Source organism: Paenibacillus sp. FSL M8-0142, from assembly GCF_038597315.1.
Taxonomy (GTDB): Bacteria; Bacillota; Bacilli; order Paenibacillales; family Paenibacillaceae; genus Paenibacillus_AQ; species Paenibacillus_AQ lactis.
The window spans coordinates 4291072-4304424 of the sequence record NZ_CP152008.1; the positions used below are offsets into that span (position 1 = coordinate 4291072).

12 protein-coding genes are annotated in these 13353 nt (G+C 52.3%); 6 read left to right on the top strand and 6 right to left on the bottom strand.

Going from position 1 to position 13353, the window contains the following annotated elements:
• Positions 1-17 precede the first annotated feature (17 nt).
• Entirely contained in the window at positions 18-1103 is a 1086-nt protein-coding gene (locus NSQ46_RS19870; RefSeq protein ID WP_007133080.1) for a Gfo/Idh/MocA family oxidoreductase, read from the bottom strand.
• A gap of 250 nt (positions 1104-1353) precedes the next feature.
• Positions 1354-2454: a Gfo/Idh/MocA family oxidoreductase gene (locus tag NSQ46_RS19875; RefSeq protein WP_028407298.1), complete on the bottom strand. Its 1101-nt coding sequence runs from the start codon at positions 2452-2454 to the stop codon at positions 1354-1356.
• Between the two features lie 152 nt (positions 2455-2606).
• Here NSQ46_RS19875 and NSQ46_RS19880 point away from each other — a divergent pair, with 152 nt between their 5' ends.
• Positions 2607-3425 (top strand): AraC family transcriptional regulator, encoded by an 819-nt coding sequence (locus tag NSQ46_RS19880; RefSeq protein ID WP_007133082.1) that lies wholly within the window; start codon positions 2607-2609, stop codon positions 3423-3425.
• A gap of 117 nt (positions 3426-3542) precedes the next feature.
• Here the strand turns inward: NSQ46_RS19880 and NSQ46_RS19885 are convergent, their stop codons facing one another.
• On the bottom strand, positions 3543-3854 hold the full coding sequence (locus NSQ46_RS19885) for a hypothetical protein (protein WP_028407300.1): 312 nt from the start codon (positions 3852-3854) through the stop codon (positions 3543-3545).
• Between the two features lie 280 nt (positions 3855-4134).
• Between NSQ46_RS19885 and NSQ46_RS19890 the strand changes: the two genes are divergently transcribed.
• The 3 genes from NSQ46_RS19890 (at position 4135) to NSQ46_RS19900 (ending at position 6087) form a co-directional block, all read left to right on the top strand.
• Positions 4135-4761 carry a TVP38/TMEM64 family protein gene (locus tag NSQ46_RS19890; RefSeq protein WP_034275202.1) on the top strand — a complete coding sequence of 209 codons (627 nt, stop codon included), beginning with the start codon at positions 4135-4137 and terminating at the stop codon, positions 4759-4761.
• Positions 4762-4847: 86 nt separating this feature from the next.
• A complete protein-coding gene (msrA, locus tag NSQ46_RS19895; protein WP_007133085.1) occupies positions 4848-5816 on the top strand; it encodes a peptide-methionine (S)-S-oxide reductase MsrA in 969 nt (322 codons plus the stop codon).
• An 88-nt stretch (positions 5817-5904) separates the two neighbouring features.
• On the top strand, positions 5905-6087 hold the full coding sequence (locus NSQ46_RS19900; RefSeq protein WP_028407302.1) for a hypothetical protein: 183 nt from the start codon (positions 5905-5907) through the stop codon (positions 6085-6087).
• A 160-nt stretch (positions 6088-6247) separates the two neighbouring features.
• Here NSQ46_RS19900 and NSQ46_RS19905 read toward each other — a convergent pair whose 3' ends face one another.
• Both NSQ46_RS19905 and NSQ46_RS19910 read right to left on the bottom strand, forming a co-directional pair.
• Positions 6248-6847 carry a chorismate mutase gene (locus tag NSQ46_RS19905; RefSeq protein ID WP_210095758.1) on the bottom strand — a complete coding sequence of 200 codons (600 nt, stop codon included), beginning with the start codon at positions 6845-6847 and terminating at the stop codon, positions 6248-6250.
• Positions 6848-7176: 329 nt separating this feature from the next.
• Positions 7177-7866: a YitT family protein gene (locus NSQ46_RS19910; RefSeq protein WP_028407303.1), complete on the bottom strand. Its 690-nt coding sequence runs from the start codon at positions 7864-7866 to the stop codon at positions 7177-7179.
• A gap of 473 nt (positions 7867-8339) precedes the next feature.
• Between NSQ46_RS19910 and NSQ46_RS19915 the strand changes: the two genes are divergently transcribed.
• Entirely contained in the window at positions 8340-8711 is a 372-nt protein-coding gene (locus tag NSQ46_RS19915; protein ID WP_007133090.1) for a hypothetical protein, read from the top strand.
• A gap of 40 nt (positions 8712-8751) precedes the next feature.
• On the top strand, positions 8752-10899 hold the full coding sequence (locus tag NSQ46_RS19920) for a YhgE/Pip domain-containing protein (protein WP_251536912.1): 2148 nt from the start codon (positions 8752-8754) through the stop codon (positions 10897-10899).
• A gap of 608 nt (positions 10900-11507) precedes the next feature.
• Here the strand turns inward: NSQ46_RS19920 and NSQ46_RS19925 are convergent.
• Positions 11508-12716, bottom strand: coding sequence for an IS4 family transposase (locus NSQ46_RS19925; RefSeq protein WP_342574451.1), 1209 nt, complete (start codon positions 12714-12716; stop codon positions 11508-11510).
• Between the last annotated feature and the right edge of the window lie 637 nt (positions 12717-13353).

Consider the following 13353-nt stretch of genomic DNA (forward strand, 5'->3'; position numbering starts at 1 on the left):
TGGTGATCATTTAGAACTTAGTTGTCGAAGTAAACCGCTTTGCCGGTCTTCGCCGACTCATAGATAGCTTCCAAGATTTGCGTGACCACGAAGGCTTGCTCCGGCTTAACGACAGGATCCTTGTCTTCGATGATCGCTTCAAGCCACATTCTCGCTTCACGATCGGCATCGCTTTCGCTGGTGCCGGAATAGAATGCCACTCCGCCGGCGTTCAGGTCGATTTTCGTTTCGTACAGTCTGCTCATTTTCTCGCCGTTAATGCGAAGGCCGTCCTGCATATCGGCGCCGCCTTCCGTGCCGGCAAGAATCGTCTTGGCTTCCCCGAATTCCACCACGTTGAGCGCCCAGCTGGATTCCAATTGGATGGTTGCGCCATTCTCCATGGTGATGAAGCCGAATGCGGAGTCCTCGACCGTGAATTGCTTCGGATCCCAAGGACCGAAGGCGTTGGCTGCATTCTCGCGCTGTCCCAGCTTGTGGAAGGTCGAACCGAGCACGCTCTTCGGCTTGTAGTTGTCCATCAGCCACAGCGTCAAGTCAAGCGCATGGGTGCCGATATCGATCAGCGGCCCTCCGCCTTGCTTCTCTTCATCAAGGAATACGCCCCAGGTCGGAACAGCGCGGCGGCGAAGGGCAAGCGCTTTGCCGTAATAGATATCGCCAAGCTCGCCATTCTCGCAGATTCCCTTAAGATACATGCTGTCGTTGCGGAAACGGTTGTTATAACCGATCGTCAGCTTCTTGCCCGTACGCTCCGCGGCCTCCAGCATCAGCTTCGCCTCGGCAACGGTCTTCGCCATCGGCTTCTCGCACATCACGTGCTTGCCGGCTTCCAGGGACGCTACCGTGATCTCGGAGTGGGAATCATTCGGCGTGCATACATGAATAACGTCGATGCTTTCGTCTTTCAGAAGCTCCCGGTAGTCGGAATAGACTTTGGCTCCTTCAGCGCCGTACTCGGCAGCCGCTTTCTCGGCACGCTCGACCAGAATGTCGCAGAAGGCAACCATCTCGGCCTGCGCCTGCTTTTTCAAGCTTGGCATATGCTTGCCGTTGGCAATCCCGCCGCAGCCGATAATACCGATTCGTAATGTTTTCGACATGTCCGTTTCCTCCCCTGTGAATTCATCTTAGAAAATAATGATAGCGATGGTGTAACGCCTACATTCGGTGATTGCGCGGGTGAAGCTCTTTCGCGCATGCGCCTTCATAAGCTTATATGCTTGCTTCATGACCAAGTGTACAGGATGATGGGCCGGGATTCCAGTTCACGATGGACTCATTGGACACAAAGGGACCATCGGCCCTCCTGGATGAAGCAAACCATATCATGGTCCTAAGCCTTTCAGGCCGTTATTCGGCGGATTCGGCCTGCTGTGGAGCCGGAAGGCTGCCGTAACGGTACGTGCTCTTCAGAACGATATGTCTTCCTTCGAGCGAGGACTGCTGGAACGACTGCATAATCTCCAGCACATGATAGGCCATACGGCCGCTGGAGCGATGGTCCTTCTGCTCATGAATCGATTGGATCATGTCGTTGATGCCAAGCCCGCGCTCGTTCGTGCCGCATTCAAAGACCGGTTCCAGCACTTCCCATGCGTCCGAGCCGTGTCTCTTCAGCTTCACTTCGCCGTTGAAGAAGTTCGGATCGCCAAGGCTGAGCGTGCCCTGGGTTCCATAAATTTCGATCCAAGGCAGATTAGAACCGCCGAAGATATCGAAGCTTGTGATCATCGTGCCGATGGCACCGTTCTCAAAATCAAGCGTTCCCGCCAAATGCGTCGGCGTCTGCACGTGGATAGGCTTGCCTTGAAGCGGGCCCGAGCCAACCGTCCGATCCGGGATTTGGATGCCGGTCGAAGCGCTGACACGGCGTGCAGGACCAAGCAGCTCGACCAATGCCGATACGTAGTAAGGTCCCATATCCATCATCGGGCCTCCGCCCGCAGCATAGAAAAATTCCGGGTTCGGGTGCCAGGCTTCCGGCCCGGATCCCATCATGAATGCCGTAGCGGCGATCGGCCGTCCGATCTTTCCGGACTCAATAGCCGCCTTGGCTGTTTGAACCCCGGAGCCAAGGAACGTGTCCGGCGCGCAGCCAACGCGAAGCCCCCGCTGATCGGCAAGGTTCAGCACCCGCCGGCCTTCCTCCAGCGTTATGGCCAGCGGTTTCTCGCTGTACACATGCTTGCCCGCTTCCAAAGCGGCGATATCCACATTCGCGTGGCTGGCCGGTATCGTCAGATTGATAATAAATTCAATGTCGGGCTGTGCGAGCATCTCCTCGACGGTATAAACATTCGGGATGTTGAATTCTTCCGCTTTCGCTTTCGCGTTCTCCATAATCAAATCGGCACATGCCACGATCTCGATCCACGGGCTGTTCTTCAAGTTCGTGAAGTAAATGCCGCTGATGTTGCCGCAGCCGATAATGCCTGCTTTCATTTTGTTCATCGATGTCACTCCTTGAGTGTAAGATGTGCCCCGGACTAGTACCATGGTATTCTTTAATGCTTTCGTTTAAAATGAATAATATGATCGAAACATGAACAATCTGGTCATTATTTTCTTCATTTCTTTGTGTGATTCAGAAGGGGACGTAAGCAATGGATTCCAATTTAACGAACCAAGTCGTAGCAGCCGATTTTTCATTTCATCGCAAGCCCTTTAACATGACGATGCCGGACGGATTTGATACCTACCTGATGCGGTGGCAGACCGACGGCCGCTGCCGGGCCCGCATTGATGACGAGCTTGCGCTCGTCGAAGCCGGCGATTTGCTGATTTTTCCTCCGGGCCAATTCTACGAGCTCCGTATTGACGATGAAGTCAATGCCATGGGAGAGCTGACGATTGAGAGCGGAGATTATCATATTTTTTTCAAGGGGCCTTGGGCGGATGCCTGGTGGAAATCGAAGAAGCGTCCTTCCAAAATCCGCGTCCCGATCGAAGAGCGGTACTTGAGCCTGTTCCGCCAGATCGTTCTGGAGCAGCGCCGGGTCTCGAACCCTTATCCGGAAATATCGGACTACACGGCTAGAATTCTCTGCCTGGAGGTCGACCGCCTGCTCTCCGAGCAGCCGACCACCACGCCGAAGACCTATCTGGCCTACCGCATGAAAAATTATATTGAAGAGAACGCATCCTCCATGTTCAAGCTGGAGGACGTCGCCGCGCATGTGGGCATCAGCGTTTCCCGAGCCGTGCACCTCTTCAAGGAAACCTTCGGAACCACCATCATGCAGTATACGATGGATGTCCGCCTGAACATGGCCAAGGAGAGAATCGTATTCAGCCCGCTGTCGCTGGAGGACGTCGCTGAAACGTCGGGTTTTGCGAACTACACCTATTTTCACCGGGTGTTCCGCTCCCGATTCGGCCAATCGCCGAAGCAGTTCCGGATGAACAGCCGGACGCCGACTTAAAGCAGCGATCGATTGCGAGCGACACAAAAAGGACCGGCCAAGGATTTGCTCCTTGCCGGTCCTTCCATTTTAGTTACATAGACGAGAAACGCGCTATCGTCCCTCAAGGGCTGCGATTTACGGCCGAGCGTCCCGCGCTGCCGCCGCTTCGGCAACGACCGCTGCCAAGTCGTCATTGCCGTACATCGACAGCACGCCAAGAACCGTCTGGTCCGGGATATCCCCAGCCTCCTCCTTCGGCACCGTCAGCTCCAGGACGCGGCCCAGCCGTTCGTTCTCCGGCTGTCCGGGATACGCCTTCCGGTACAGCTCCGCCGGATCCAGGCCGTGATTGACGCACCACTGCGCAAACACAAGGATCATCATATCCTCGTCCTGCCGGTAGGATTCCACGATCCGGTCTTCCATGGATTTTCCTTCAGCATCCATTCTCTCTCTCCTCCTCACCCGAGAAGCAGCCATGCCCATGGCCGCCTTCTACATCATGAGGACATTATAACGCTTCAAGGCCATGTAAACAAAGCGGGGGTTTAAATCGATTTCGTAATTACCTTATGCTTCCCAGCCGCCACTTTAAGGGATCAGCCGTCCGCGACAGGAAGGTCCCCGAGATGATTTCTTCTTTTACTGGCATTAGCTTTTCGGTCCGTCCATTTGTTTGTTATCATATTCCTATTCCTGTTGTCTGTTAAAGCGAGGTTATACATTTATGAAAACATGGAGCCGATGGATGATTCCCGCGATTTATGCCGGAATCCTCGCAGCCGGTCTTGCGTTCCGCCACGAGCTGCTGGATTGGCTTCAGCAGAACCGTTCCCTCCCGCTTATGACGCTGCTGGCCGCTCTTCTGGCCCTGATTCCCATCGTCCCCTATAAAGCCGTCATTGCCTTGCTCGGATACGCTTATGGTCCTGTATGGGCATCGATCGTTACATGGCTCGGTACGACGGCGGTGGCCTGCATCGTTTATTTTGGAGTTCGGACGCTGTACCGGGAATCCGGCAGGCGCCTGCTCGGCAAGTATAAGATGCTGCACGCCTTTACGGAAGCCGTGGAGCGGCATCCCTTTCGGGCGGTATTCCTGGCACGGCTGCTTCCGATCATCCCACAGATGGGTGTGAACCTATACGCCGGGGTTGCTTCGGTTCCGTTCTGGACCTTTACGGCCGCTTCGGCGCTCGGCAAGATCCCTGCAATAGTTCTGTATGCCTGGCTCGGAAGCGGCCTCGCAGACCGGCCTCTTCTGTTCGCCTTGCTAGCAGCAGCCATTATGCTGGCAGCAGCTTCCGGTCTGGCTCTTTACCGATACATGAAACGGCGCCGTGCGAACGTTTGACGAAATTTTGGTTTCACCGGGTAAAAAAGATTATAATAGAACATAAGGTTTCATCATCTTGTAATGAACGCATGGAGGGATAAAATATGGATAATCGTACAGCCCCAAGTCAACTGGCCACGTTTGCCGGAGGGTGCTTTTGGTGCATGGTCTCTCCGTTTGACGAACTGCCAGGCATCCTGAAGGTGGTGTCCGGCTATACCGGCGGCCACACCGAGAACCCGACCTACGAGGAGGTCTGCTCCGATACGACCGGCCATTACGAGGCCGTCCAAATTACGTATGATCCGGAGGTCTTCCCATATGAGAAGCTGCTGGAGCTGTTCTGGCAGCAGATTGACCCGACCGATGAAGGCGGGCAGTTCTATGATCGCGGAACGTCCTACCGTACCGCTATTTTCTATCATACCGAGGAGCAGCGCGAGCTCGCCGAGCAATCCAAGGCAGCGCTTGCGGCAAGCGGTAGATTCGATAAGCCGATCGTAACGCCGATTATTCCGGCCAGCACGTTTTACGAGGCGGAAGAGTACCATCAGGATTATTACAAAAAAAATCCGGGCCATTACAAGCGGTATCGTAAAGGCTCCGGCAGGGAGGATTTCATCGAGCGCCATTGGTCCGAGCCGATCGATAAAGAGGAGCTTAAGCAGCGCTTGACCCCGATCCAATATGAGGTCACCCAGAATAACGCGACCGAGCCGCCGTTCCGCAACGAGTTCTGGGACCATGACGGCGAAGGCATCTATGTGGATATCGTCTCCGGCGAGCCGCTTTTCAGCTCGACCGACAAATATGATGCCGGCTGCGGCTGGCCGAGCTTCACGCGGCCGATCCGCGAGCACAACATCAAGGAGAAGCTCGACCTTAGCCACATGATGGTGCGCACCGAGGTAAGAAGCAAGAAAGCCGATTCCCATCTGGGGCATGTGTTTGACGACGGTCCAGGGCCGAACGGCCTTCGCTACTGCATCAATTCGGCCGCGCTTCGGTTCGTTCCGAAGGAGGATCTGGAGAAGGAAGGCTACGGCGAATACCTGCAGCTGTTTGAGAAGTAAGCGGGTCTTCGGTCTTTGCATCCGATTAATATCGGGCCCGACCGGGTAATATGACAGTAATCGAACATATAAATGGAGGGATTTCACGATGCCTTGGAGCAAGCATGACTATCCGCCGTCCATGAAAAACCTCGAGCCCCGGGTCCGGAACAAAGCCGTGGAAATCGCGAACGCCCTGCTGGAGGAAGATTACGATGAAGGCCGCGCGATTGCCATCGCCACGGCCAAAGCCCAGGAGTGGGACGAGAACCATCCGGATGAGAAGGAGTAGCCTGATGGTTTACGCTACCTATATCATTTATAGAAAAACAAGTCCTGAGAACGGGACTTGTTTTTTTTCATATTGGTTGTGTCTATCGAATCCCGCTAATATTCTAGGAAAAGCTAAACACTCACTACCCAAGCCACTGGTTTCATTTATGAAATGGAAATTAATCTGCTCGTATCGTGATTGTTTGGCCTGTTGGTTTATTCGAGAAGGGTCTGCTGAACTCACTGAAAATGAATTCCATCCCTTGGATTTGATCAGGAAGCGGCGGGGATATGATGTAGTTAAACGAGGAATGACCAGAGGTACTGCGTCCGGTATCCATGCTGCAGTCGTATTCATCCCCCACATATAATTCGAAATGCTTCAGTTCATATGATTGTTCCGATTCGTTTGTTACGTCCCAATCCATATTGAAGGTGACTACGCTTGCATTGTCATATTGCCGTACAGAGGTCACGGTATAGAAGAATTCCCCTTGTTCCACGGATTTCAGCACGGGAATATGCTTTCTGAATCCGGTCGGCTTTACGACGGGTTTAAAATATTGTTCGTTTAACAATGCACCAAACACCAATTTTAAATAATCGGGATAGATATCATAATCAGCTGCCCATTTCTCTATGTATTCAAATGGCGGATAGCCTGGATTATGGTTAGAGAGCTCCCTGCGTTCTTTTAGCAGCTTGCAAATTTGTTCATCAATGTGATAAACCCCCTCATCGTAATGCTCGGTAGGACGCTCAAATGGCATTCGTTTCATATCTGTCCTCCTATTCCATAATGTTTTGCCCCATATCGGATGTTCAGGATGAAGCTCAGGTTTGCCGCAGCTTTAGACCGGTCTTCTTTTTTATCGTAAGCAGACCAAGAGCCGATCGGCATGGTTGTGTTTCTTATTCGGTGCAGTATTCGCATTTTCCTTGCCTCTAAGACGCCAATATAACGCCAGTACAAGTTAAACGGCCTTCCCCCCGATCACATTCAGGAAAAAGGCCGTTTTGCTTGTATGATGGATTCGCTTATTGAACAAGTGCATTTCACACTGGGGCTCAAGCATAGACCGCCCCTTCCTCTCGTACACCCGGATCATCACCGACCGCTTACCGTATGCTGCGCAGGTTTCGGCGCAACGGCGGCTCGCTGGGAGCGCGCTGGCTTCGGGCCTTGCTTCTTGCCGGTTCTCTCCGTACCGAAGGTTACCGTCAACGTGATAATTTGCCCCGCAATGGATACGGCTAATATGGTATACAAGGTTTCAACCAGCGGCATATAGAACAGGGAAAGGAGAAGCACGATCGCATCCATTAGGAAAAAGACCGTTCCTACCTTCAGTCCGCTCCATTCGCTGAACAGAACAGAGATCACGTCATCTCCACCCGTAGCTCCGCCGAATCGGAGGACGATGCCGGCACCAAAGCCGGTCAACACCCCGGACAGCAGCGCAGCTGCCAATAGATTATTCCCAAGATCGATGACGAGCGTCGAGTATCGCTCCATCAACGCGTAGAAGAGCGTGAACATACTCGCTGCCGCAACCGTATGAATGATGAATTTTCTTCCCTTTACAAACCAAGCGATCAGCAATACCGGAATATCCATCAGGATCATGCTGAGCGCAGGCGGAATATCCAGCACATACTTGCCGAGCAGCGCCAGGCCAACAAATCCGCCTTCCGTCAAATGATTATAAAAATTAATGTGGTAATACGCAAATGCCATTAAAAACGTTCCGAACATCATCGCCGACATGGCGATAATCGACTCTTGATTTTTCCTCATACAGGATCCCTCTTGTCGTAGTAGATTGGTCAGACACAGGCCAATCTCTACGCAGAGGCAACCGTGAGGAGTTCATCCTTCGAACCATAGTTCCCATTCCTTTCGTAGAGACCGTCCTGGTCTTCAGACGTCCGACTTCGCTCTACGAAGGAAGCTATGTGTATGAGAGATCATAACGTTTCCAAATCGTCCTTTGGGGATTCGTCCTTCGGGGACTCATGGTATCCTGATCCTTTCTCTTTTAGTTGACTGCTAACAGTATTATAACACAAAAGAGCAGCAAGCTAAACAGACAGCATTCAATTAATGGAAATCACATAAACTTTTGTAAAAATTAAGCGGTTTTGATGCCTTCGTTGCCGCCCCTCCCTTCTGGCAAAAATTATGGATTGCAGGAAGCATACGATTGGCATACCATGGGTATACTAGAACATATGTTCCCTGATGAATCTATTGTTGAGGATGTGTCGCTCATGAAACGGTCGGCTCCCCCCCTTCCCACCCGGGAGGACGAAGCCCTCATTCAAGACTACATGCTGCATGCGGTCCTTGAATCCGTGCTTAAACGCGATATTCGTCTGCTGCCAACCCTAGAGCTCAAGCTGGCTGACCTGTATGCTCTCCTCCTCCGGCATGCCGGCAAAGACAACGCGGACCGGCTCTGGGCGGCCCGACAGCAGATGCGGCGCCGCGGCATACGCATCCTGGGCCGCAGCCGTACCGCCGCCGGATTCGAAATCAAGTATTTGTGCAGAGGATACGAGTGCATGCTGGCATTCGATTCGGCTGCCTTTATTCAGGATCTCGCTTCACGGATCGGGGCGGTATCCCAAAATCGTTTATAAGCCATACTAAGCTCCAAATACGGACAAGGCAGGAGCTTTTATGAAGAATATCTTCCATATCTATGCAGCCGATCTCAGAAGAATAACCCGAAACTGGGCCGCATCCGTCATCATTCTCGGGCTTGCGGTCCTTCCCTCGCTGTACGCATGGTTTAACATCCTTGCCTCATGGGATCCCTACGCCCAGACATCGGGCATTTCGATTGCCGTAGCCAATCTGGATAAAGGCACCACACTGCGCGATCAGCCGATTAATCTCGGTAAAGAAATCGTTGCATCCCTGAAAACCAACGAAAAGCTGGGATGGAGGTTCACGGAGGACAGCGAAAAGGCGGTTCAAGGCGTGCGCCGCGGCGATGACTACGCGGCCATCGTCATACCCGAGAATTTTTCAGCACGCATTGGAACCGTGCTTGGGGATGAACCGATCAAAGCCGAAATTCTGTATTATACGAATGAAAAGATCAATGCCATTTCCCCAAAAGTGACCGCACAGGGCGCATCGGGCGTCGTGGAGGAGATTAGTAAAAACTTCATCAAAACGGCCAACGGAACCATCTTTGAAATTTTCAACCGGCTGGGCATCGAAATCAAGAACGAGCTGCCGACCATTAACAGGGTCCGGGACCTGCTGTTCCGTTTGGAGGACAGTTTCCCTGAGCTGAATCAAGCGGTCAAGACGGCTGAGGAGGATATCAAGCTCGCCAGCCGCCTTGTTAAGGAGGCCGATGCCGCGCTGCCACGCCTCAAGGATATCGCGCAGACAGGAGAGCAGATGGCTGGGGCGCTGGCTGAATTTGCAGATCGCGCAGCCGAGGCCTCCGCTTCGCTTGATCCCGCGATCCGGCAGGATCTGGAGGTGCTCGAGCAAGTATCGGGTACCATATCGCAAGCCGCGGATGCGCTCGGGCAGACCGATATCGATCCCGAAGAGCTCAAACGCCGGATCCGAGCCGCCACAGAGCGGGCCAAGGTCGGATCAGAGGCAGCCAAGCGACTCGGCGCACTGTTCCAGCGGCTCGGCAGCATCTCCCCTGCAGCCGCCTCGGGGGCGGAACGGCTGAATGAAATCGCCGCTCGGCTTGCCTCCGCCGAGTCCGTTCTTACCGTAATCGGAGAGGCGCTTGAGAAAGGAGACACGCCGCCGCAAGAGTCGATCGACAAGCTGAAGAAGCTGGCAGATGACATTCACACAGTGACCGGCACTCTGCTCACGCGGTATGACAGCGAGATCGGCCCGGCGATTCGAGGTGCCTTCAACAAAGGCGAAGACACGGCGAAGCGGGTAAAGAGCGAGCTCAATAAGGCGCTGGCAAGCGTTCCGGATATCCAGAAGCTTCTAAAGGATGCCGGGGCCGGCCTGAAGCTCGGCGGTCAAGAAGTACAGCTCGCGAAAAGCCGGCTCCCGGAGGCGGAGCAGCGCATCACGAATTTGGCCAATAAAATACGCGAGCTGGAGGCAGGCGGGGATATTCAGGAGATTATCGATTTGTTGCAAAACAACTTCGAGCTCGAAAGCCAATTTTTTGCCGAGCCTGTTGTCTTGAAGGAAAATCGGCTGTATCCGATTCCCAATTACGGCTCGGCCATGTCCCCCTTCTTCACCACCTTATCGCTGTGGGTCGGGGCGCTGCTGCTCGTTTCGCTGCTCACGGTCGACGTTCATGATGAGGAAAGGAGTCCTCGCAGTGTGGAGGTGTATTTCGGACGATACCTGACGTTTCTCACCATCGCGCTTTTGCAGGCGCTGTTCGTCACGGTTGGCGATCTGTATCTGCTGAAAACCTACGTTGCCGATCCGAACTGGTTCATCGTATTCGCTCTTCTGGTCAGCACTGTATTCATGCTGATCGTCTATACGCTTGTTTCAGTGTTCGGAAATGTCGGCAAGGCGCTGGCGATCGTGCTGCTCGTTCTGCAGCTGGCCGGCGCGGGGGGCACGTTCCCCATCCAGATGACGCCGCCCTTCTTCCAGGCGCTGCACCCATATCTGCCATTCACCTATGCCATCAGCATGATGCGTGAAGCCGTTGGCGGCATCCTATGGGATGTCGTCATTCAGGATTTGCTGATGCTGCTAATATTCGCCGCCATTGCCCTTGTAATCGGCATCGTCCTTAAGAAGCCGATCAACCGGGCGAGCAGCGGACTGGTCCGCAAGGCTAGGGAATCCAAGCTCATTCATTGATCCTTGATGGCAAAAATGCGCAGTACCAGCTGTGACTCTCCAGATGGAAAAAGCGCGCCTATCGCCTGTGACTCTCACGTTGGTAAGTATGCGCGTATCTGCGCTTTAACGTGTATTAAGAAGAAAACAGCCCCATAAGTAGGTCAGCTTACGTTTTCTCCCTAATTCAAAACAAAAAATGGCGGCGCACGGGATGTGATCTGTGTGCCGCCACTTTTATTTTTGATCGATTGCCGCGTTCATTTGCAAATTTAAACGGTAGCTACCGAGTTCGCATTTTTGCCAAACCTCTTTGCCCCTTTAACAGAGGAGCTCCGGTTGCTCCACAAGTCCCCTAAAGAGACTTGCTCGAGCTTTTGCCTGCTACTTTGGCTCTACAAGTCCCCAAAAGGGTCTTGTTCGAGCGTTTACCAGTTACTTTGGTTCTACAAGTCCCCCAAAGGCATGAGCGTTGCATAAATCTTTACATCTGCAAGCACTTGGATGAAATCTGAATAAGAACAATTAATTTACAGTTGTTTTTTCGAGAATTACACTAAAAGATCCAACACTTCTTAAATGTAGCTACGTTTTCCCATAAAATGTATTTTGTGCAAGATTTTCGTTTCCTAAGTCACTTTGCTTGTTTTAAAAATGCCAACGCTCGTTCGTAATTCAGGTACCTTCCTTGGTGCACCGCGTGGCTTTCCAGAAGTTGTTCGCGTAGGTGCTCGAAACAGAGCGTTCAAGAACTGGGACCACGGATGATACATGTGAATTCGAAACAATTCAAGGACACGCCAAACGCTTTTCTTGGTTTCTAGACGTAGCTGCATATACTGTGCCAGCACGTAAGCGATCAGCGCAAGGTAAATCTGGTTCCATATCGCTTGCGGCTTATAGCTGTGCAGTTTTTTTAGGCGCAGATGCTGCTTTATCCATTTAAAGAAAAGTTCAATAAGCCATCGGCATTTGTAGATATGAGCTACTTCTTCGGCCGTTATGTCCTGTCGAGAGGTAAGTAGGCGATAATAGCGCCCCTGCTCATCATAAAACTCTACGAGCCGGACTCGTTCCTTCATCTTGCGCCAACCGCTACCTACGTTCACAAGAGCATCTCGTGTGATCGGACTTCCTGGAGGGATTTCTCGTTCCTCCACAACATGGATTGAGGTGCGATCTCTCATTCGCATGACAAATTGAATGCCGCGCTCCATCCAGTTATCCATGTTTTTGTAGCTATCATAACCACGGTCCATGACATAAGTTGCCGCCTGCTCGGTGACCAGTTCGACCGCCCCGGCTCGGTCGCCTACGTTTAAAGTCGATGGGATGACAGCGTCCGGATATACCACTTCGGGTGAAGCGGCTACGAGCCGCACATGCAGCTTTACCCCGCTGGAGGTATGCGAAACTCTGGCCCAATCCCCAAGTACCAAGGGGAGTGTGATTTTCGACGAATCAATGAGTGCCAGAGGTCCAATGGTTGAAGAAATGCCCTGCTGGTGAGCCGTCAGCTTCTGGACACGGGCAACGCTATGGAGAAAAAGCATGTGCAAGATTTCCGTCGGGATTTCGCTGAGTTTCCGTGACAATTGGGCTGCGCTGATGCTGGGCAGATCGAGGATGGACCGAATTTCAGAGTGTGCATAAATTTGTTCTTCCATCTCGATATAGCTTTGCCAATGGTTGAGCTGAGCCAGAATGAAAATGAGAATGCTTTTGTTGATGGTGAGCTTCTTGGCGTAGCGATCGGCATGAAGGAGTCGATCGTGTACATCCAAAGGCAGTAAAGAAAGCAGTTGACGAACGACAGTGTTTTGGGTTACGTTATCCATGGTTTGGACTCCTTTTTAGAGGTCGTGGACAACGTGCTACGTCTTCTAAATTAGGAGCCTTTTTTTGTTTTGTCCATGAAAAAGATACAGGTAGTTACAGAAATAGTAACTTCAGCAAAAGTTGTGATAGGTTTTATGCAACGCTCATGCCCCAAAGGGACTTGTTCTGACGTTTACCTGCCACTTTAGCTCCACAAGTCCTCAAAAGGGACTTGCTCAGGCTCTTACCTGCAACTTCGGCTCCACAAGTCCCCCAAAGGGACTTGTTCAGGCTTTTACCTGCAACTTTAGCTCCACAAGTCCTCAAAAGGGACTTGATCGGGCTTTTACCTGCCACTTTGGCTCCTCAAGTCCTCAAAAGGGACTTGTTCTGACGTTTACCTGCTACTTTGGCTCCACAAGTCCTCAAAAGGGACTTGTTCAGGCTTTTACCTGCAACTTTAGCTCCACAAGTCCTCAAAAGGGACTTGATCGGGCTTTTACCTGCTACTTTGGCTCCACAAGTCCTCAAAAGGGACTTGCTCGGGCTTTTGTCTGCCACTTCGGCTCCACAAGTCCCCCAAAGGGACTTGTTCAGGCTTTTACCTGCAACTTTAGCTCCACAAGTCCCTATTAGGGACTTGCTCCGGTGCTTACC